At 73.2% G+C, this 19,882-nt stretch carries 15 protein-coding genes and 1 riboswitch; of the genes, 5 read left to right on the top strand and 10 right to left on the bottom strand.

The window, feature by feature from the left end; all coding sequences use genetic code 11:
- Positions 1–12: 12 nt before the first annotated feature.
- Positions 13–966, bottom strand: coding sequence for a hypothetical protein (locus tag VT50_RS24780; RefSeq protein WP_053048698.1), 954 nt, complete (start codon positions 964–966; stop codon positions 13–15).
- A 389-nt stretch (positions 967–1,355) separates the two neighbouring features.
- On the opposite strand from VT50_RS24780, the gene sepH reads away from it, so the two are divergent.
- Complete coding sequence (gene sepH / locus VT50_RS24775; protein WP_046088462.1) at positions 1,356–2,405, top strand: septation protein SepH; 1,050 nt, start codon at positions 1,356–1,358, stop codon at positions 2,403–2,405.
- Between the two features lie 62 nt (positions 2,406–2,467).
- On the opposite strand, the gene VT50_RS24770 is transcribed toward sepH, so the two are convergent.
- Positions 2,468–3,304 carry a sulfurtransferase gene (locus tag VT50_RS24770; protein WP_046088463.1) on the bottom strand — a complete coding sequence of 279 codons (837 nt, stop codon included), beginning with the start codon at positions 3,302–3,304 and terminating at the stop codon, positions 2,468–2,470.
- A gap of 287 nt (positions 3,305–3,591) precedes the next feature.
- Between VT50_RS24770 and VT50_RS24765 the strand changes: the two genes are divergently transcribed.
- Positions 3,592–4,359, top strand: coding sequence for a VOC family protein (locus VT50_RS24765; RefSeq protein WP_046088464.1), 768 nt, complete (start codon positions 3,592–3,594; stop codon positions 4,357–4,359).
- An 83-nt stretch (positions 4,360–4,442) separates the two neighbouring features.
- Here VT50_RS24765 and VT50_RS24760 read toward each other — a convergent pair whose 3' ends face one another.
- The 4 genes from VT50_RS24760 to VT50_RS24745 all read right to left on the bottom strand — a co-directional run bounded on the left by VT50_RS24760 (position 4,443) and on the right by VT50_RS24745 (position 9,993).
- Complete coding sequence (locus VT50_RS24760) at positions 4,443–5,087, bottom strand: thymidine kinase (protein WP_046088465.1); 645 nt, start codon at positions 5,085–5,087, stop codon at positions 4,443–4,445.
- A 76-nt stretch (positions 5,088–5,163) separates the two neighbouring features.
- On the bottom strand, positions 5,164–6,405 hold the full coding sequence (locus tag VT50_RS24755) for an alkaline phosphatase family protein (RefSeq protein ID WP_046088466.1): 1,242 nt from the start codon (positions 6,403–6,405) through the stop codon (positions 5,164–5,166).
- Positions 6,405–7,001, bottom strand: coding sequence for a DUF5998 family protein (locus VT50_RS24750; protein ID WP_046088467.1), 597 nt, complete (start codon positions 6,999–7,001; stop codon positions 6,405–6,407). The genes VT50_RS24755 and VT50_RS24750 overlap by 1 nt, the downstream gene beginning before the upstream one ends.
- Positions 7,002–7,116: 115 nt before the next feature.
- A complete protein-coding gene (locus VT50_RS24745; RefSeq protein WP_046088485.1) occupies positions 7,117–9,993 on the bottom strand; it encodes a bifunctional acetate--CoA ligase family protein/GNAT family N-acetyltransferase in 2,877 nt (958 codons plus the stop codon).
- Between the two features lie 189 nt (positions 9,994–10,182).
- Between VT50_RS24745 and VT50_RS24740 the strand changes: the two genes are divergently transcribed.
- Entirely contained in the window at positions 10,183–10,464 is a 282-nt protein-coding gene (locus tag VT50_RS24740) for an HPr family phosphocarrier protein (protein ID WP_020867963.1), read from the top strand.
- A gap of 166 nt (positions 10,465–10,630) precedes the next feature.
- Here the strand turns inward: VT50_RS24740 and VT50_RS24735 are convergent, their stop codons facing one another.
- The 4 genes from VT50_RS24735 to VT50_RS24720 all read right to left on the bottom strand — a co-directional run bounded on the left by VT50_RS24735 (position 10,631) and on the right by VT50_RS24720 (position 15,681).
- Positions 10,631–11,383, bottom strand: a complete 753-nt coding sequence (locus VT50_RS24735) for a GntR family transcriptional regulator (protein WP_046088468.1) — start codon at positions 11,381–11,383, stop codon at positions 10,631–10,633.
- A gap of 245 nt (positions 11,384–11,628) precedes the next feature.
- Positions 11,629–12,420 carry a M23 family metallopeptidase gene (locus VT50_RS24730; protein WP_046088469.1) on the bottom strand — a complete coding sequence of 264 codons (792 nt, stop codon included), beginning with the start codon at positions 12,418–12,420 and terminating at the stop codon, positions 11,629–11,631.
- A 13-nt stretch (positions 12,421–12,433) separates the two neighbouring features.
- Positions 12,434–12,599, bottom strand: a riboswitch (cyclic di-AMP (ydaO/yuaA leader).
- 308 nt (positions 12,600–12,907) lie between these two features.
- Positions 12,908–14,290: a M16 family metallopeptidase gene (locus VT50_RS24725; protein ID WP_075200460.1), complete on the bottom strand. Its 1,383-nt coding sequence runs from the start codon at positions 14,288–14,290 to the stop codon at positions 12,908–12,910.
- Positions 14,291–14,310: 20 nt separating this feature from the next.
- On the bottom strand, positions 14,311–15,681 hold the full coding sequence (locus tag VT50_RS24720; RefSeq protein ID WP_075200458.1) for a M16 family metallopeptidase: 1,371 nt from the start codon (positions 15,679–15,681) through the stop codon (positions 14,311–14,313).
- Positions 15,682–15,996: 315 nt separating this feature from the next.
- Here VT50_RS24720 and VT50_RS24715 point away from each other — a divergent pair, with 315 nt between their 5' ends.
- Positions 15,997–18,450: a DNA gyrase/topoisomerase IV subunit A gene (locus VT50_RS24715; RefSeq protein ID WP_079343885.1), complete on the top strand. Its 2,454-nt coding sequence runs from the start codon at positions 15,997–15,999 to the stop codon at positions 18,448–18,450.
- 250 nt (positions 18,451–18,700) lie between these two features.
- Positions 18,701–19,729: a sucrase ferredoxin gene (locus VT50_RS24710; protein ID WP_079343884.1), complete on the top strand. Its 1,029-nt coding sequence runs from the start codon at positions 18,701–18,703 to the stop codon at positions 19,727–19,729.
- The last annotated feature ends 153 nt before the right edge of the window (positions 19,730–19,882 follow it).

Below are 19,882 nucleotides of genomic sequence, written 5' to 3'. Positions count from 1 at the left end.
TCAACCGGCGCGTCACGGCGCGCCGGTGGCGCCGGGGGTGGGTGCGGCGTCGCCGGAATCGTCCGCTCCGCCCTCCGTGGCGCCGCCGGACGGGGTACGGGAGGGGCCCGGGGTGGCGGGCGCGGAGGTGCCGGGCGCGGTGGTGCCGCCGGTGCCGCCGTCCTGGCCGGAGCCGGCGTCAGAGCCGTCACCGGAATCCTTGCCGGAGTTGTTTCCGGAGCCGGATGAACCGGACGCGTCGGGCGTCGGCGTGGTCGAGGCGTCGGCCGCGCCGCCCCCGCGGGAGGTGCCCGGGGACGGCGTCTCATCGCCGCCCCGGGAGGAGCCGGGGCCATGCGACGGGCCGGACGGATCCGGGCGCGGGGGGCCGGGGGTGGACGTCGAGCCCGAGGAGCCGCGCACGCTGTCGCTGACGGTGGTTCCGGTCCGGTTCTCCCCCCATACGTTGGACACCGGGCCGCCGGAGAGCATCTCGATCCCCGTGATCACGCTCATGGCGACGATGAAGACGGCGGCCGCCCCGACCGCATGCCGCCGTCGGACGCGCGGCCTGGCGCCGTGCGTGGTCGGCTCGCCGTACTCACCGCGCTCGCCGTGCTCACCGGGGGCCGGGGGCGGCGTCGGGCTCGGGCTCAGGTTCGGGTCCGGCGGGGACTCGCCCGGCCCGGCCCACTCAACCGGACCGGCGGGACCGCCGTACCGGCGGCGCCCGGTCGGCCGCGTCGTCTGGACCCGCACCTCCTTGATCTGCTCACCGGTGCGCCGGAACAGATGCTGGAAGACGGTGCCGCCCGCGGTCGCCACCACGCTCACCACCCCGGCGCCCAGGATCGTCCCGTAGACGCCCAGTTTGGACGCCAGCACCGCGGCGGCGACGGCCGCCAGCGCGCTGCCCGCCACATGGGCCACGCTCAGGTCGATCCGTCCGCTCTTGCGCTGTCCGTCGCTCTCGGCCTTGCCGTGCATCTCCCGCCTCGCTTGGACATTCGTTCCACCCTGCAGGGAGAAGTGACCGATAAACGAAGCAGATCGTTCCGATTCTGTCGTTTCTGTGAAACTTGCCACCCAAATTGGGCCTCGCTTCGAAGGATTCAGGCTGCCATCCCCCTCCTGGCCATGAACTCGGCTGGCGTGCCGCTCCACCCGAGCGGCCCGAATGGAGTACTGTGGCGAGCCTTGGCCCCGCTTTCCCGTCCGGCCGCCCGGACCCAACGGGAGGGGTCAGAGGGCGGCAACCAACCGGCCCGGGCAACTCGGCAAAGTTGTGGCAGGCTGCACCCGGGCAGGCCACACTCGTCTAGCGGGAGAGCAGCGACGCAACCGTGACGTCGGCAGGCACCACCCGGGAGGTCCCCATGCCCGAACTGCGTGTCGTGGCCGTCAGCAACGACGGCACACGGCTGGTGCTCAAGGCTGCGGACAGCACGGAGTACACACTTCCCATCGACGAGCGACTGCGCGCCGCGGTGCGCAATGACCGCGCTCGGCTCGGCCAGATCGAGATCGAGGTCGAGAGCCATCTCCGGCCCCGTGACATCCAGGCCCGTATACGTGCGGGGGCCACCGCCGAAGAGGTCGCGCAGATGGCGGGCATCCCCGTCGACCGCGTGCGGCGCTTCGAGGGCCCGGTGCTGGCCGAGCGCGCCTTCATGGCCGAGCGCGCCCGTAAGACTCCCGTGCGCCGCCCCGGCGAGAACACCGGACCGCAGCTCGGCGAGGCCGTAGCGGAGCGGCTGTTGCTGCGCGGCGCCGAGAAGGACACCACCCAGTGGGACTCCTGGCGGCGCGATGACGGCACCTGGGAGGTGCTGCTGGTCTACCGGGTCGCCGGTGAGCCGCACTCGGCGAGCTGGACCTACGACCCGCCCCGGCGGCTGGTCCAGGCGGTGGACGACGAGGCGCGGGCGCTGATCGGCGAGGCCGACGACACACCCGAGCCCAGCTTCCCGTTCGTGCCGCGGATCGCCCGGCTGCCGCGTGACCGGGATCGCGACCGGGACCGGACGTCGCCCGAGCGCCTTGGCGACGACGACGCCCCGGCGCCCGCGTCCGCCTCGCTGGACGACGGCCTCGGTGAGCGGGACTCGCTCACCAGCCTGCTGGAGGCCGTGCCCAACTTCCGGGGCGACATGGTCGTGCCCGAGGCGCCGGTCGCGTCGGCCGCCCCGCCGCAGGACGAGCCCACCGAGGAGCCGGAGGCCGTCGAGCCGCCCGCCTCCGCGGCGAGCGCGGGTTCGGCGTACGCGGACGTGCTGATGCCGCGCTCGGTGGCGGGCCACCGGGACCGGCTGACCGGTACGACGGACCGCCAGGCGGAGGCGGACGGCGTCCGCCCGGGCCGCCGGGCCGCGGTGCCGAGTTGGGACGAGATCGTCTTCGGCACCCGCCGCAAGAAGCAGGAGTAGCGGCCACCGCCGCGCCGAGGGGCCCTGCCACCGCACTCCGGTGGCAGGGCCCCTCGGTGTGGTCAGCCCCGCTCGGGGCCCGTGGCCACCGGGCGGGCGCCGTCCGAGGACCATTCGCTCCAGGAGCCGACGTACAGGGCCGCCGGGACGCCCGCGACCGCGAGGGCCAGCACCTGGTGCGCGGCCGAGACCCCGGAGCCGCAGTACACCCCGACCTCCGCGTCCCCGGTGGCGCCCAGGTCCGCGAACCGCTCGGCCAGCCGCTCGGCGGACAGGAAGTGGCCGTCGTCCGTGACGTTCTCCGCGGTGGGGGCGGAGACCGCGCCCGGGATGTGGCCGCCGACGGGGTCGATGGGCTCGACCTCCCCCCGGTAGCGCTCGCCCGCCCGCGCGTCCAGCAGCACCCCGCGCCGCGCGAGCGCCGCCGCGTCATCCGCCTCCAGCAGCGGCAGGGCCCCCGGGCGGGGGACGAAGTCGCCCTCGGCCTCCTCCGGCACCCCGGTGGTCAGCGAGCCGCCGACCGCCGTCCAGGCGGGCAGGCCCCCGTCGAGCACTCGGACGGACGGATGCCCCGCCCAGCGCAGCAGCCACCACGCGCGCGCCGCGGCCCACCCCTGTCCGCCGTCGTACACCACCACGCGCCGGTCCTGGCTCACCCCGGCTCGGCGCATCGCGGCCGCGAACGCGGAAAGATCGGGCAGGGGGTGGCGGCCGGACTTTCCGGGCGGGCCCGCGAGCTCGGTGTCGAGATCGACGTAGACGGCACCGGGGAGATGCCCCGCCTCGTATGCGGGGCGGCCGGGAGGCCCGCCGAGTTGCCAACGCACATCGAGCAGGACCGGAGGATTCTCCTCCGACAGCTCGCTCATGAGATCGGATGCGGCGATGATGGCATGCATGGGAATCATCCTTGCGTAGGTATCTCTGCGTCGATTGGACCACCCGGTCACCCGGTGTACGTCTGGGTGACACCAGAGCGCAATGAAGCCGAAACGGATGTGGGGCAATAATTCGGGCATTCTGCTGCGAGGCACGGCGAATTGCGGCGCCGCCAGGGCGCCATGTGCGACAGGTGGTGCAAACATCTGTCGGACCCCCCGCATCAGCACCTCCGCACGACCGCCCCGCGCCGCCGACCGGCCCGGGGCCGTACGTCCACCCCGATGGTCCGAGGAGAGAATGACGTATGACCGAGGCAGCGACTCGGCGCACACCGGGCACGCCCTGCTGGACGAGCCTGATGGTGCACAGCCTTGCCGCGACACAGGACTTCTACCACTCCCTGTTCGGCTGGGAGTTCAGCCCGGGCCCCCAGCAGCTCGGCGCGTACGTCCGCGCGGTCCAGGACGGCCGACCGGTCGCCGGGTTGAGCGAGCTGCCTCCGGAACGCCATCTGCCCGTGGCCTGGATGACCTATCTGGCCTCCGACGACGCCGATGAGACCGCCGAGATGATCCGCGCGTGCGGCGGCACCGTGGCGGTGGGCCCGCTGGACGCCGACGAGGCGGGCCGGATGCTGATCGCCGCCGACCCCGAGGGCGCGGTGTTCGGGGTGTGGCAGGAGTGCACCCACGCGACGGCGGAGCCCGGGGCGCCGGGCACCCCGGTCTGGCATGAGCTGCTGACCCGTGAGGGCACCGGGGTGCTGAAGTTCTACCGGATGGTCTTCGGCTACCAGGCGGAGGCGGCGGCCCCGGAGGAGCCGGGCTGCCGCACGCTGCACCTGGACGGCCGGCCGGTCTGCGCGATCCAGAGCGTGGGCGACGCCCTGCCGCGCGGCCGGGGCCCGTACTGGATGACCCATTTCGCGGTGGACGACGTGGACGAGACGGTGCGCCAAGTGACCGCGCTGGGCGGTCAGGTGGTACGGCCTCCGTCGCAGGGGCCGAGCGGCCATCGGGCCACGGTGCGGGATCCGGAGGGGGCCGCCTTCACCGTCGTACGGCGCACCTGAGGTGGAGCCGGGGCCGGGGTGCCAGCAAGCTGGACGCCCCGGCCTGAGAACCGGGGGCCGGGGCCGGTGCGCGGCAGGCGCCGTCAGTCGACGGGCAGCACATCCGGCGACAGCGCGGCGGCGCGCGCCCGGGCGGCCGTCATCCGGCGCCGGTGGTGGCGTCGGCACAGCACCTCGTAACCGACCTCGTTCCCCAGCCGGTTGACGTCGCCCACGACCACCTGGGCGCCCTCGACGACCATCTGGCCGCCGACGGTGCGGGCGTTGTGGGTCGCCCGGGCGCCGCACCAGCACAACGCCTCCACCTGCAGCACCTCCACCCGGTCGGCGAGCTCCACCAGGCGCTGGGAGCCGGGGAAGAGCTTGCTGCGGAAGTCGGTGGTGATGCCGAAGGCGAAGACGTCCACCTCAAGGTCGTCCACCACCCGGGCGAGTTGGTCGACCTGCGGCGGGGTCAGGAACTGCGCCTCGTCCGCGATGACGTAGTCGACCCGGCCCCCGGCGGTCAGCGCCTGGACCACATGGGTGTAGAAGTCGAGGTCGTCGGCGACCTCGATCGCCTCGGTGGCCAGCCCGAGCCGTGAGGAGAGCTTGCCCTCGCCCTCCCGGTCGTCCCGGGTGTAGATCATCCCCTGGAGCCCGCGCGCCGAGCGGTTGTGCTGGATCTGCAGAGCGAGGGTGCTCTTTCCGCAGTCCATCGTTCCGGAGAAGAACACCAGCTCGGGCATGAGGAGGCGGGGCCTTTCGTCGGGCGGGGGTCAGTCGGGACGAGCGTGAAGCGGCGCCGGGTGTGAACGGGGGCGCTCAGGAGCGTACTTCGAGGAGCGGCACCAGCTGCTCCAGGGGGGTCATCGAACCGTGCAGCCCGACCATGGCGGACTCCTTCGGCTCGGTGTGCGAGGCGACGATCGCGACGTCGTCGCGCGCGGCGGCCACGATGTCGCCGATCCGCCGGTACACCCGGTCGTCGACGCCCTTACCGCCGCCATCGGCACCGCCGGGCCCGCCGAACCAGCCCGCCTCGATGGCCTCGTCCCGACCGGCCACCCACATCCGCTCCCCCAGCACCTCGCGCCAGACGGCCAGCACATCGCCCGCGGCGCCGGGGACGGCGTACACATGGCGGGCGCGGCCCTCTCCGCCGAGCAGCGAGACGCCCGCGCGCAGCTCCCAGTCCTCGTCGAAGTCGATGCGCGACTCCGGGTCGAAGGGGATGTCGATCATGCCGTGGTCGGCGGTGACATAGAGCGCCGAGCGGGGCGGAAGGCTCTCGGCGAGCCGCTGGGCGAGCCCGTCGACATAGCGGAGCTGATCGCGCCACTCGGGCGAGTCCACACCGAAGCGGTGCCCCTTGCCGTCCACCTCGCTGTAGTACGTGTAGACGAGCGAGCGGCCCGCGGCGCCCAGCTGCTCGGCAGCGAGGTCCATCCGCTCCTCGCCGGTGAGCCGCCCGTGGAAGGTGCCGCCGCTGAGCGCGACCTTGGTGAGCGGGGTCTCGGCGAAGGTCGGCGCGGAGACCTGGCAGGTGTGCACCCCCGCGGCGTCCGCGAGCTGGAAGACGGTCGGATACGGCTGCCAGGTGTGCGGCTCCGTCCAGGGCTGCCAGCGCAGCTGGTTCATCAGCTGGCCGCTGTCCGGGTCGAGCACCGTGTAGCCGGGCAGGCCGTGGGCGCCGGGGGGCAGTCCGGTGCCGACCGAGGCGAGCGAGGTCGCGGTGGTGGACGGGAAGCCCGCGGTGAGCGGCTTCCCCGAACCGTTCAGCGAGCTGGACAGCAGCGAGGTCAGAAAGGGCGCCTCGCCGGGATGGGCGCGCAGCAGCTCCCAGCCGAGGCCGTCCACCAGGAAGACGCAGACGCGATCGGCGGGGGCGAGCACCAGATCGGAGGAGAGCCCCGGGACCTCCTGGCCCGCGGCCACGGCGGGCAGCAGATCGGCGAGCGAGCCGGTGCCGTACCGCGGCAGGGGGGCGGAGCGCGGGTCGAGCGGGGCGGGCTCGGGCCAGAGGGAGTCGGTGGAGGGCAGCGGGCCGGTGGTGGGGCCGGACATCAGCGGCCGGCGTCCGGGGCGGCCGCGGTGGCCTCGGAGAGCGCCTGGGCGAAGGCGAGGGTCTGACGGACGGTGTCGGGGCCGTCCCCGGCCTCGCTGACGCGCAGGCTGAGGTCGTCGGCGGTGGAGGAGCCCGTGTAGCCGTGGTCGGCCTCGCAGTTGGGGTCGCCGCAGGCGGCGGGCTCCAGGTCGAGGCGGCTGACGGCGCCCCAGCCGATGGTCAGCACGACCTCGCGGGGCAGCGTGCCCGGGGTGTACGACTCGGGGTTGGCGACGACGCGGCTGAGCACGACCGAGGCGATCCGCTGGACCTTCACGGACTCGGTGGAGGTGGTGGCGTACGGCGACGGGGAGGTGCCGTCCGCGGCCTGCTCGTCGGTGTGGCTGACGATGAAGCGATTGTCCGTGAGGACCAGCACCGTCACATGGCGGCGGACCTCGTTGGCGTCGAAGGTGGTCTCCTGGTGGACCAGGTACGACACGATGGGCTCGCCGCCCACGGCGGCCTCCACCGCCTCGGCCACGAGTGCCGGGTAATAGCCGCTGCGCTCGATCGCCGCGCGCAGCCCCTGGGTCGTCGTACCGGTCTTCGCCATGTGCACCATCCTACGGGGCGACGCCGACGCGGGCGCCCGTGCCCGTCGAGGCCCGGACGACACCGGCGAGCTTCGGGCGCCCGCACACCGAGCTTCGGACGGCTCAGCGGGCGGCTCAGTAGGCGGGCATGTGGCGGGGGCCGAGGTCGGTGCGCGGGGGCGGCGGGGCGAGCCGCGCCGAGGCGCCCAGCACGGACAGGCCGTGCTGGGCGACGACGACGGGCTCGAGGTCGACGGCGACCATCTCGGGGTGGTCGTCCACCAGGCGGGACACCCTCAGCAGCAGCTCCTCGAGGGCCGCGGTGTCCACCGGCTTGGAGCCGCGCCAGCCGAACAGCAGCGGCGCGGTCCTGATGGACCGGATCAGCTCGGCGGCGTCCCGGCCGGTGACGGGGACGAGACCGTGGGCGGTGTCGCCGAGCAGTTCGGACGGGGCACCGGCGAGCCCGAAGGAGAGCACGGCCCCGGCGGCGGGGTCGATGGCGGCCCGTACGACGGTGTCCACGCCGCGCGGCGCCATCCGCTGGACGACCAGCCCCAGCTCCTCGGGGCGGCCCAGGTAGTCGGTCAATTCGGCGTAGGCCCGGCGCAGTTCGGTCTCGCTGCCCAGCTCCAGCCGCACCCCGCCCAGGTCGGCGCGGTGGCGCAGTTGGGCGGCGGTGGGCTTGAGCGCGACCGGGAAGCCGAGCCGCTGGGCTGCCCTTACGGCGGTGTCGGGGTCGGGCGCGGGAAGGGCGGGCAGCACGCTGACGCCGTAGCGGGCCAGGAGGCGCTGGGTGTCGGCGGCGGACAGCTCGATGCCGGGGCCGGGGCCGTCGAAGACCCCACCGCTCATGGCTTCGCCGGTCGCGGCGGCCGCGTCACGGCCGGTCCCACCGCGCGGACCCCCGTTCCCTCCGCCCTCGCCGCCCGGGCCGTCGGCAGGGGCGAGCAGCACCTGGATGTCGGCGGCGGCGCCCGCCTCGTCGATGTCGTCGTACTCCGGGACCCGCCCGGGCTCCGCGGCCTCCTCCCGCCAGCGCGCGTACCGTACGGCCTCGGCGAGCGCGCGCACGGCCCGCTCGGCGGCGGGGTACGCGGGGATCCGGCGGGTGCCCGGGGCGGGCTCGCCGCCGGTACCGGCCAGGGCCTCCGCGAGCTCCTGGATCTCCAGGTGGACCACCGCCACCGGTTTGGCCGGACCGGGCCCTGGAGCCTGCGCCGCCTCCCTCACGGCCGCGGCGAGGGCCTGGGCGCTGCCGTCCCCGACCCAGGGGATGGCGGTGACGACCACGGCGTCGCAGGCGTCGTCGGCAAGGGCCCCGGTCAGGGCGCGCCGGAAGTCGTCCGGGGCGGCGTCCGTGGTCAGGTCGCGGGGCGGCAGCGGGCGGAGTTCCTCGGTGAGGCAGGCGTCGTAGGTGATCAGGCCGAGCGATTCCGAGTTGCCGAGGATGGCGACCCGCGGACCGGCGGGCAGCGGCTGGGAGGCGAGCAGCACCCCGGTGTCGGCGAGTTCGGTCACGGTGTCGACCCGGATGACGCCCGCCTGCCGCAGCAGATCGGAGACGGTGGCGTCCGGGATCCGGGTGGTGGGCACGGCGTGGCCGGTGGGGGCGCTGCCGGTGTGGCGGGCGCCCTTGACGACGACCACCGGTTTGACGGCGGCGGTGCGCCTGGCGAGCCGGGTGAACTTGCGGGGGTTGCCGATCGACTCCAGGTACATCAGGACGACGTCGGTCAGCGGATCGTCGTACCAGTACTGGAGCAGGTCGTTGCCCGAGACGTCGGCGCGGTTCCCGGCGGACACGAAGGTCGATATCCCCGCGATCCCGGCGAGGCTCGCCAGCCCGCCGCCGCGCCGGTTCAGCCCGGACAGCAGCGCGATGCCGATCGCCCCGGACTGGGTGAACAGGCCCAGCCGCCCGGGATTGGGCAGCTGCGGGGACAGGGAGGCGTTCAGCCGGACGCCGTCCGCGGTGTTGATGACACCGAAGGCGTTGGGGCCGATGACGCGCATGCCGTAGGACCGGGCCTGGCGGACGAGTTCGCGCTGCCGGTCGCGGCCCTCGCTCCCGCTCTCGGCGTATCCGGCGGAGAGCACGACGAGCCCCTGGACGCCGTGGTCGCCGCATTCGGCCACGACGGCGGGGACCCGCTCGGCGGGGACGGCGACGACGGCCAGGTCCACGGGCTCCTCTATGGCGCGCAGCGAGCGGTGGGCCGGGACACCCTCGGGCTCCAGGCGTGCCATGTCGTCGGGGAAGGCGTGGTTGACGGCGTGGACGCGCCCCGTGAAGCCGCCGTCCAGGAGGTTGCGCAGCACGGTGCGGCCGACGCCGCCGGGGGTGCGGCTGGTGCCGATGACGGCCACGGAGCCGGGCGCGAGCAGCCGCTGGACGGAACGGGCCTCGGCCCGCTGCTCGCGGGCGCGCATGACGGCCAGGGAGCGGTCGGTGGGTTCGAGGTCGAACTCGAGGCGGACGACCCCGTCCTCGAAGCTGCGCTTCTGGGTGTAGCCCGCGTCCGTGAACACCTTGATCATCTTGGTGTTGGCGGGCAGCACCTCGGCCGCGAACCGCCGGATGCCCCGCTCGCGCGCCACGGCGGCGATGTGTTCGAGGAGCGCGGAGGCCACCCCGCGGCCCTGGTGGGCGTCCTGGACGAGGAAGGCGACCTCGGCCTCGTCCGCGGGGGCCGTGGCCGCCATCCCCCGGCTGTCGATGCGGTCGTACCGAACGGTGGCGATGAACTCATCCCCCACGATGGCCGCCAGGCCCACCCGGTCGACGTAGTCGTGGTGGGTGAAGCGGTGGACGTCGCGGTCGGAGAGACGGGGGTAGGGCGCGAAGAAGCGGTAGTACTTCGACTCGTCCGAGACCCGCTCGTAGAAGCTGACCAGCCGCTGGGCGTCATCGGTGGTGATGGGACGGATCTGTGCCGTACCGCCGTCCCGGAGCACCACATCGGCTTCCCAGTGGGTCGGGTACGCGTGATGGTCCGACGGGCTCCGCATGGGAGCCAGGGTACGGGCCCGCCCGGTCCGGATGGTGGACACCCTTGCGTCGGGGCCGAGTGTCGGGGGAAGGTCCGTATCGGGCTAGTCCGGGCATGGCCGGGCCCACTCGGACATCGTTCGGGTAGATCCGGACACCGTATGATTTTGGTCTAGACAACACCACCGTCACACCTGAAGGGCAACACCATGGCTGAGCGCCGCGTCACCATCGGCTGGGCCGAGGGCCTGCACGCCCGCCCTGCGTCGATCTTCGTCCGGGCGGCCACCGCCGCCGGCGTCCCCATCACGATCGCCAAGGGCGACGGCACCCCGGTCAACGCCGCCTCCATGCTGGCCGTGCTCGGCCTGGGGGCCCAGGGCGGCGAGGAGGTCGTCCTCGCCTCCGACGCGGACGACGCCGAGGTCGCGCTCGACCGACTGGCGAAGCTGGTGGCGGAGGGCCTTGAGGAGCTTCCCGAGACCGTCTGACCGGCTGACCCCGGCCGGACTCAGTCCGCAATTCCCGGGGTGATTCCCCGGCGATTTCAGGGATTCGGCACGGCGGGGCCGCGGTGGCCGTAATGGTCATCGCGGCCCCCGCCGTTTTTCTGTTTCCGCGCACAGAATTCCCAAGGAGTTGTATACGGGAGCTCTGTTAATTCCGGCCGCTCGCCGTGTTGACGGAATGTTTCGAAGTCCTCACCGGAATCGGACGGCGCAGCCGGTATTCCGACAGCGCGCGCTCGGTGTGGGTGGTGGCGAGCGCCCGCGCGCGGTCGGCGTCACCGCGCGCCACCGCGTCCACCAGCGCGCCGTGCTCCGCCCAGGACTCCACGGCCCGCGCGACCGGGTCGGGGCGCCGGGAGCCCTCAGGCGCGGGCCGCGGCCCGGGAGCGGCCGCGTACACCCACGCGGTCTTACGGCGCAGCTGGACGAGCAACGCGGCCATGCTCGGGCTGCCGGACGCCTGGGCCAGCGTCTCGTGGAACCAGTCGCCAAGCGGCCGCAGTTCCCCGAGCTGACCGCCCTGGGCCCGCTCCCGGCCGAGCCGCACCAGCCCGCGCAGCACCTTCAGATGGGCCTCGGTGCGGCGCTGTGCGGCCCGTGCGGCGCCCAGGGGCTCCAGCAGCGCGCGGATGTCCAGCAGATCGGCCGCCTCGCTCTCCGAGGGCTGGGCGACACAGGCCCCCGCGTGCCGCCGGGTCGTCACGAAGCCCTCGGACTCCAGGGTGCGCAGGGCCTCCCGGACCGGCACCCGGGAGACGCCGTAGCGCCGGGCGAGCAGTTCCTCGGTGAGGCGGCTGCCGGGCCGATATGCGCCGGAGACGATGTCGTCGCGAATCGCCGCGCAGACCGCGTGTGCCGAAATCCGGCGACCGCCCTGGACCGCGTTCGTATCCCCGCTCACTTACGGTCCCGCATTGTCGAACCTCCGCCTTAACGCCCGCGAAACGCGGCCATGGAACGCGCATTGAACGACTCTATTCCACGCGGACGTCATTTCCGATGGCGGGGAGCATTTCATGGATATTTTTTGGTCAGCGGGCGGTGGCACGCCGAAGGCCCCGTCCGGCGGACGGGGCCTTCTCGGAAGTCTCACGGGATCCCTGGATCCCTGGACCGCATGGCGTTCGCGGCGGACGCCGCGACGGGTCAGACGTTGACGCCGTGCGTGCGCAGGTACGACAGCGGGTCGATGTCCGAGCCGTAGTCCGGGCTGGTGCGGGCCTCGAAGTGCAGATGCGGGCCGGTGACGTTGCCGGTGGCGCCCGACAGGCCGATCTGCTGGCCGGGGGTGACCTTCTGGCCGACCGAGACGCTGATCGACGACAGATGGCCGTACTGCGTGTACGTGCCGTCGTTCATCTTGATGACGACGTTATTGCCGTAGGAGCCGCCCCAGCCCGCCTCGACGATCTCGCCCATGCCCACGGAGTGCACCGAGGTGCCGGTGGACGCGTGGAAGTCGATGCCGGTGTGGCTGCCGGAGGACCACAGTCCGCTGGACGCCTGGTAGCCGGTGGAGACGTAGGAGCCGCTGATCGGCGACACGAAGGTGTTCAGGCGCTTGCGCTCGGCCTCGCGCGCCGCGCGCTCCTTGGCCTCGCGCTCGGCCTTGGCCTTCTTCGCCGCGGCCTCCGCCTTTCTGGCGGCCTCCTGGCGGGCGATCGCCTCTGCCTTGGCCTTGGCCGCGGCCTGCTCGGCGGCGGTCTCCTGGGACTGCGCCTGGGCCTCGACGTGGTCCGCGATCCCGTCGCCGATCACGACCGCCTGGGTCAGACCGCTCTGCTGGGGGCTGGGGCCTCCGTCGGCCGCGAACGCCTGCCCGGTGATCCCGGCGACCACGCCCGAGGCGACGGTCGTGATGCCCACGACATTCGCGCCCGTGCGGATGTTCACCTTACTGGTGCGGCGGTGCTTCCCGGTGGCAGTGGTGGACGCCATGCTGAGGCGCACTCCTTTCCCTCCTTCTCGCCTACCGGGTTAGCTGACGGGTTCGGAGCAGGAAGGTCTCCTACGGACTCCTCCCCCGGCCGGGGAAGGCGCCCGATTCACCCCTGGGGACGTATTGGGTCCCCGGCTCCCCTGGCTCGCGCCGTACGGGGACTCGGCGATGACTGTCCGGTGCCGCGGGTGCGGCGGGTCGCTGGCGAACAGCCGGACTGACGCTAAACGGGCCCGCTTTCGATCACCAAACGGTTCCGGTTTTTTGTTGCTCTCCCCACAAACCAAACAAGCAGCCAATCCCATAAATCGGGCATGTCGGAAGGGCCTCGGCGGCCTTACGGGGCCGGGGCCCTTCCGCTGTCGGCTCATGGACCGGACGTCCGCCGGACAGTCCGCCAGACCGTCTGCCGGGCCGCCTGCCGGGCAGTCAGCGCGTCGGCCGGACCGGTGGATCGGCGCACGGATCCGGCCAACTCCCCTCGGCTCAGTTGGAGATGACGCGCACCTCGCCGATGCCGAGCGCCCGGACCGGCTCCTCGATCGCCGAGGCGTCCCCGACCACCACCGTGACCAGCCGGTCTGCCGGGAAGGCGCTCACCACCGCGGCGGTGGCCTCCACCGTGCCGGTCTCCGCCAGTCGGGCGTACAACTGCGCCTGGAAGTCGTCCGAAAGGTGCTGCTCGACCTGGTCGGCGAGGGTGTTCGCGACGGACGCCGCCGTCTCGTACTTCAGCGGGGCCACGCCCACCAGGTTCTGCACCGCGACATCGCGCTCGTCGTCGGTCAGCCCCTCCTCCTTCAGCGTGCGCAGCACCTTCCAGAGGTCGTCCAGCGCGGGGCCGGTGACCTCGGTGGCCACCGAGCCGCTGATCGCCAGCATCGAGGCGCCCGTGGAGCCGCCCGTGGGCGACGGGGGGCCGGAGCGCAGCACCTGGCCGAAGGCACGCACCCCGTAGGTGTAGCCCTTCTCCTCGCGCAGCACGCGGTCGAGGCGGGAGGTGAGGGTGCCGCCCAGGCAGTACGTGCCGAGCACCTGCGCGGGCCAGACCCGGTCATGGCGGTCGGCGCCCACGCGCCCGATGAGCAGCTGGGTCTGCACCGCGCCCGGCCGGTCGACGATCACCACACGTCCGGTGTCGTCCGCGACGATCGGGGGAGCCGTGCGCGGCGCGCCCGCCCCGCCCGTCCAGGCGCCAAGGGTGTCCGCGAGCGCCCGGTCCAGGTCGACGCCGCCGAGGTCGCCCACGACGACGGCGGTGGCGGTGGAGGGGCGCAGATGCGCCTCGTAGAAGGCGCGCACGGCCGCGGCGTCGATGCCCTCGATGGTCTCCTGGGTGCCCTGGCGCGGCCGGGACATCCGCGACTCGGGCGGGAAGAGCTCCGCGGAGAGTGCCATGGAGGCGCGGCGGGCCGGATTGGCCAGCTCATGGGGGATCTCGTCCAGCCGGTTGCGCACCAGCCGCTCCACCTCGCCGTCCGGGAAGGCGGGGGCGCGCAGCGCGTCGGCCAGCAGACCGAGCGCCTTGGGCAGCCGGGAGGCCGGGACCTCCAGGGAGACCCGGACACCGGCGTGGTCGGCGTGGGCGTCCAGCGTGGCGCCGCAGCGCTCGAGCTCGGCCGCGAACTCCTCGGCGTCGTGCTTGTCGGTGCCCTCCGACAGGGCGCGCGCCATGATCGTGGCGACGCCTTCGAGCCCGGTCGGCTCGGCGTCCAGCGGCGCCTCCAGGTTGATCTCCACGGCGACGACCTGCTGGCCGGGGCGGTGGCAGCGCAGCACGGTGAGGCCGTTGGGCAGCTGACCGCGCTCGGGGGCCGGGAACGCCCACGGCCTGGGGGCGCCGCCCTTGGGCTGCGGGTGGAAGGTCATGGTCGCGGTGACGGCGTCGCTCACTGGGCCGCCTCCCCTTCTGCGTCGGTGTCAGCGGCTTCGGCGGTCTCGGCTGCGTCCTCGGCGCCCTGGACGGGCTCGTAGACCAGCACGGCGCGGTTGTCCGGGCGCAGCCGCGCCGCGGCCACGGCCCGCACCTCCTCGGGGCTGATGTCGAGCACCCGCTCCACGGCGGTCAGCGCAAGCTGCGGGTCGCCGAAGAGCACCGCGTAACGGCAGAGCTCGTCGGCCCGGCCGCCGACCGTGGCCAGCCGGTCCAGCCACTCGCGCTCGATCTGCGCCTGGGCGCGCTCCATCTCCTGCGGGCTCGGTCCCTCCTCCGCGAAGCGGGCCAGCTCCTCGTCGACGGCGGCCTCGATGGCGGGCACCTCGACCCCGCCGGAGGTCTTCACGTCCAGCCAGCCCAGCGAGGGGGCGCCGGACAGCCGCAGCAGGCCGAACCCGGCCGCCACGGCGGTGCGGTCACGGCGCACCAGGCGGTTGTGGAGCCGGGAGGACTCGCCGCCGCCGAGGACGGTCAGCGCCAGGTCGGCGGCGTCGGACTCACGGGTGCCGTCGTGCGGCAGCCGGTAGGCGGCCATCAGGGCGCGGGCCGGGACCTCCTCCTCCACGACCTCGCGCAGCTGACCGCCGATCACCTCCGGGAGGGTGCCGTCACGGGGCGGCCGCTTGGCCTCGTGGGAGGGGATGGAGCCGAAGTACTTCTCGACCCAGGCGAGCGTCTGCTCGGGGGCGATGTCGCCGACGATGGACAGCACGGCGTTGTTGGGAGCGTAGTAGGTGCGGAAGAACTCCCGCGCGTCCTCCAGGGAGGCCGCGTCCAGGTCGGCCATGGAGCCGATCGGGGTGTGGTGGTACGGGTGGCCCTCGGGGTACGCCATGGCGACGAGCTTCTCGAAGGCGGTGCCGTACGGGACGTTGTCGTACCGCTGGCGGCGCTCGTTCTTCACCACATCGCGCTGGTTCTCCAGGCTCTCCTCGTCCAGCGCGGTCAGGAGGGACCCCATCCGGTCGGCCTCCAGCCACAGGGCGAGCTCGACCTGGTGGGCGGGCATGGTCTCGAAGTAGTTGGTGCGCTCGAAGCTGGTCGTGCCGTTGAGCGAGCCGCCGGCCCCCTGCACCAGCTCGAAGTGGCCGTTGCCAGTGACCTGCGCGGAGCCCTGGAACATCAGGTGCTCGAAGAGGTGCGCCAGGCCGGTGCGCCCCTTGACCTCGTGGCGCGAGCCGACGTCGTACCACAGACAGACCGCGGCGACCGGGGTCAGATGGTCCTCGGAGAGCACCACGCGCAGGCCATTGGCCAGGCGGTGCTCAGTCGCTTTCAGGCCGCCGGAGCCGGCCTGCTGCGTGGCCGTGTGACCCATGGGCATGTACGTCCCTTCGATCGCGTGATGGAGCGCGTGCCAGCCGCTCGCGCAGCGCTTCTGTCACTGTATGCAAGGGGACGGACATCTGGCGAAGTTCCGGTCCACTCCCGTGCTGCCGAGCTGTCCCGAACCGTTTCGGCAGGCCCTCCGGCACCGGATCCTGGTCCCTTCGAGGGGGCTTCGCGCGGTGCCGGAGGGCGCGCTTCCGGGGCCGGCCCCGGACGCGAGCGCCCCGGCCCGTTCCACACTTGTCGGTGGGCCGGGCCACAATGGTCCGCGTCAGATCCCGCATCGGCAGTTGAAGGAGCCCCAAGCGCGATGGCCCGCCGCCGCACGAAGACCCCGCCGCCGGACGACTTCGAGGAGCGCATCCTCGACATCGACGTCGTCGACGAGATGCAGGGCTCCTACCTCGAGTACGCCTACTCGGTCATCTACTCGCGCGCACTGCCCGACGCCCGTGACGGGCTCAAGCCCGTGCACCGCCGCATCCTCTACCAGATGAACGACATGGGGCTGCGCCCCGAGCGCTCCTATGTGAAGTGCGCCCGCGTCGTCGGCGAGGTGATGGGAAAGCTCCACCCGCACGGCGACGCGTCGATCTACGACGCGCTGGTGCGAATGGCGCAGCCGTTCTCCATGCGCCTGCCGATGGTCGACGGCCACGGGAACTTCGGCTCGCTGGGCAACGACGACCCGCCGGCCGCGATGCGGTACACCGAGTGCCGAATGGCGTCGGCGACCTCGCTGATGACCGAGTCGATCGACGAGGATACGGTCGACTTCTCCCCGAACTACGACGGCAGTGAGCAGGAGCCGGTCACCCTCCCCGCCGCCTATCCGAACCTGCTGGTGAACGGCACGTCCGGAATCGCCGTGGGCATGGCCACCAATATGCCGCCGCACAACCTGGGCGAGGTCATCGCCGCCGCCCGCCATCTGATCAGGCATCCGGGCGCGGACCTCGACACGCTGATGCGGCACGTACCGGGGCCCGATCTGCCCACCGGCGGCCGGATCGTGGGCATGAGCGGCATCCGGGACGCGTACGAGACGGGCCGCGGCACCTTCAAGATCCGTGCCACGGTGGCCGTGGAGGACGTGACGGCCCGCCGTAAGGGCCTCGTCGTCACCGAGCTGCCCTTCGCGGTGGGACCCGAGAAGGTCATCTCCAAGATCAAGGACCTGGTCGGCGCGAAGAAGCTGCAGGGCATCGCGGACGTCAAGGACCTCACCGACCGTGAGCACGGGCTCCGGCTGGTGATCGAGATCAAGAACGGCTTCAACCCCGAGGCCGTGCTGGAGCAGCTTTACAAGCTCACGCCGATGGAGGAGTCCTTCGGCATCAACAACGTGGCGCTGGTGGACGGCCAGCCGCTCACGCTGGGCCTGAAGGAGCTGCTTGAGGTCTACCTCGACCACCGCTTCGACGTGGTCAGGCGGCGCAGCGAGTTCCGGCGCACCAAGCGGCGGAACCGGCTGCACCTGGTCGAGGGTCTGCTGGTGGCCCTGCTCGACATCGACGAGGTCATCCGCCTCATCCGGCAGAGCGAGAACGCGGCGGAGGCCAAGCGGTCCCTCATCGAGCGCTTCGGACTCTCCGACATCCAGACGCAGTACATCCTGGACACCCCGCTGCGCCGGCTGACCAAGTTCGACCGGCTGGAGCTGGAGTCGGAGCGCGACCGGCTGAACGCCGAGATCGAGGAGCTGACCCGGATCCTCGACTCCGACGCCGAGCTGCGCAAGCTGGTCTCCGCCGAACTGGCCTCGGTGGCCAAGAAGTTCGGCACACCGCGCCGCACGGTACTGCTCGAGTCCTCGAACGCACCGGTGACCGCGGTGCCGCTTGAGGTCGCCGACGACCCCTGCCGGGTGCTGCTGTCCTCCACCGGACTGCTGGCCCGCACCGCCGACGGCGAGCCGTTCCCGGTCGAGGGGAAGGCCAAGCGCGCCAAGCACGATGTGATCCTCTCCGCGGTCCCTGCCACGGCCCGCGGCTCCGTGGGGGCGGTGACCTCCACCGGGCGGCTGCTGCGGCTCTCGGTGATCGACCTCCCGATGCTCCCGGAGTCGGCCGCGCCCCCGAATCTGTCGGGCGGGGCGCCCATCGCCGAGTTCCTTTCGCTGGAGGAGGACGAGGAGCTGATCTGCCTCACCACCCTGGACGAGTCCTCACCGGGGCTCGCGATCGGCACGGAGCAGGGCGTCGTCAAGCGCGTGGTCCCCGACTACCCCGCCAACAAGGAAGAGTTGGAGGTCATCGGGCTCAAGGAAGGCGACCGGATCGTGGGCGCGGTGGAGCTGAGCACCGGCGAGGAGGACCTGGTCTTCATCACCGACGACGCCCAACTGCTGCGCTATACGGCCAGCCAGGTGCGGCCGCAGGGCCGTGCCGCGGGCGGCATGGCGGGCGTCAAGCTGGGCTCCGGCGTCAAGGTGATCTCGTTCACGGCGGTCGACCCGGCGAGTGACGCGGTGGTCTTCACGGTCGCGGGCGCCAGCGGCACGCTCGATGACTCGGTGCAGCAGTCGGCCAAGGTCACCCCCTTCGACCAGTACCCGCGCAAGGGCCGGGCCACCGGCGGGGTGCGCTGTCAGCGGTTCCTGAAGGGCGAGGACCGCCTGGTCATGGCCTGGGCGGGCACGGTCCCGGCCCGCGCGGCGGGGCCGAACGGCGCCCCGGTGGCCCTGCCAGAGATCGACCCCCGCCGCGACGGCTCGGGCGAACCCCTCGCCCATCCGGTGACGGTGGTGGCCGGGCCGGTGTAGCGGGGAGGGCGGGTCCGGCCGGTCCGGCCGGTCCGGCCAGACGAGCAGGACGAGCGTGGAGGGGCGCGGCACCGCGAGGTGCCGCGCCCCTCGCCGTTCCCGCGCCCCTCACGGGCCAGGCCCTCGGGGCCGCCGCCCGGGGGGCGTTGAGGCTCCGTACGGCCGCGGTCGCCCGTCCCTCCACCACGGCTCCGGCGCGTACGCACGGCCCGACGCGCGCTCTCGATCAAGAGAGGTTAGGCTTACCTTCGTGAGCACGTGCGCGACCGCCTCCCGCGACCTGTCCGAGCCGCTCGCCGGGACGGCGGCCACCGCTTCCACCTGGCTGCTGGTGGAACAGCCCGGGCCCTGGGGCACCGAGGCCCTTACCGCCAGCCGCCTCGACCCGGCCGTGGGGCGCGCCCTGGAGCGCGCCGCCGAGGGCACCGGCGTACGGGTCGCGCTGATCCGCCGCCCCGGCCGTCACGCCGATCTGCACACCGGCGCCCGGCACCGGGTGTTCGTGGCCCACACCCGGCCCGGCCGCTCCTGGATCCGCACCACCGCTCTGGACGACCCGGCACGGCTGCTCGGACTGGGCTTCACCGCGCTGGGCGCGGGCGACCCCGACGGGCTCACCCTGCGGCCCCACACGCCCTGTGCGCCCCACGAGGCCCACATGCCCCATGAGACCCACGCGCCCCACGCCCCCGCCGCCTGGGAGGAATACACCGGCGATCCGCTGGTGCTGGTGTGCACCAACGGCAAGCGCGACCGCTGCTGCGCCCTCCTGGGCCGCCCCCTGGCCGGTGAGCTGGCCGCGTCCGGGGTCCATGGCACCTGGGAGATCACCCATATCGGCGGCCATCGCTTCTCCCCCACCCTCGTCGTGCTGCCGCACGGCTACACCTACGGCCGCGCCACCGCGCAGGGCGTCAAGGACATCATCGAGGCGCTGCGCCAGGGCCGGGTGGTCACCGACGGCTGCCGCGGCCGCTCCGCCTGGGAGCGCCCCGGCCAGGCGGCGGAGCTGGCCGTCCGCGAGCTGACCGGCGAGGACGGCGCCGACGCGCTGAGCGTCGTACGGACTGACGGCGGGGCCCCGGTCTGGTCCGTGACCGTGGCGCACCGCGACGGCCGGGCCTGGCGGGTGAGCGTCGCGCAGCTCGCCGCGGCGCCGCCGCGGCCGGAGAGCTGCGGCCTCCCCCTGGGCTCCCCGGCCCGGATGGAGGTCGTCGGGATCCGGACCGCCCGGCGACCCGAGCACGGCGTACGGGCGATGGCGGCCGGACGCCTCTGACCGTCAAGCGCCACCAGCGCCTCTGGCCTTAGGCCCCGTCCTCGTAAACCCGCCCTCGTAAGCCCGCACCCACCCCCGTGGCACCTCGGGGCCGCCGCTCCCGGTGCGGCCCGCGGGCCCCTCCCCACGTCCCGCCCCGGCCCCTCCCACCCG

This window comes from Streptomyces antioxidans (genome assembly GCF_000968685.2).
Classification (GTDB): domain Bacteria; phylum Actinomycetota; class Actinomycetes; order Streptomycetales; family Streptomycetaceae; genus Streptomyces; species Streptomyces antioxidans.
This window is presented reverse-complemented; position numbering and strand designations above follow the sequence as displayed.

What these genes read in the sequence shown, in the direction of transcription:
- VT50_RS24780 (WP_053048698.1), bottom strand. Translation starts at nt 966, where the DNA reads ATGCACGGCAAGGCCGAGAGCGACGGACAGCGCAAGAGCGGACGGATC.
- sepH (WP_046088462.1), top strand. Translation starts at nt 1,356, where the DNA reads ATGCCCGAACTGCGTGTCGTGGCCGTCAGCAACGACGGCACACGGCTG.
- VT50_RS24770 (WP_046088463.1), bottom strand. Translation starts at nt 3,304, where the DNA reads ATGCATGCCATCATCGCCGCATCCGATCTCATGAGCGAGCTGTCGGAG.
- VT50_RS24765 (WP_046088464.1), top strand. Translation starts at nt 3,592, where the DNA reads ATGACCGAGGCAGCGACTCGGCGCACACCGGGCACGCCCTGCTGGACG.
- VT50_RS24760 (WP_046088465.1), bottom strand. Translation starts at nt 5,087, where the DNA reads ATGCCCGAGCTGGTGTTCTTCTCCGGAACGATGGACTGCGGAAAGAGC.
- VT50_RS24755 (WP_046088466.1), bottom strand. Translation starts at nt 6,405, where the DNA reads ATGTCCGGCCCCACCACCGGCCCGCTGCCCTCCACCGACTCCCTCTGG.
- VT50_RS24750 (WP_046088467.1), bottom strand. Translation starts at nt 7,001, where the DNA reads ATGGCGAAGACCGGTACGACGACCCAGGGGCTGCGCGCGGCGATCGAG.
- VT50_RS24745 (WP_046088485.1), bottom strand. Translation starts at nt 9,993, where the DNA reads ATGCGGAGCCCGTCGGACCATCACGCGTACCCGACCCACTGGGAAGCC.
- VT50_RS24740 (WP_020867963.1), top strand. Translation starts at nt 10,183, where the DNA reads ATGGCTGAGCGCCGCGTCACCATCGGCTGGGCCGAGGGCCTGCACGCC.
- VT50_RS24730 (WP_046088469.1), bottom strand. Translation starts at nt 12,420, where the DNA reads ATGGCGTCCACCACTGCCACCGGGAAGCACCGCCGCACCAGTAAGGTG.
- VT50_RS24725 (WP_075200460.1), bottom strand. Translation starts at nt 14,290, where the DNA reads ATGACCTTCCACCCGCAGCCCAAGGGCGGCGCCCCCAGGCCGTGGGCG.
- VT50_RS24720 (WP_075200458.1), bottom strand. Translation starts at nt 15,681, where the DNA reads ATGCCCATGGGTCACACGGCCACGCAGCAGGCCGGCTCCGGCGGCCTG.
- VT50_RS24715 (WP_079343885.1), top strand. Translation starts at nt 15,997, where the DNA reads ATGGCCCGCCGCCGCACGAAGACCCCGCCGCCGGACGACTTCGAGGAG.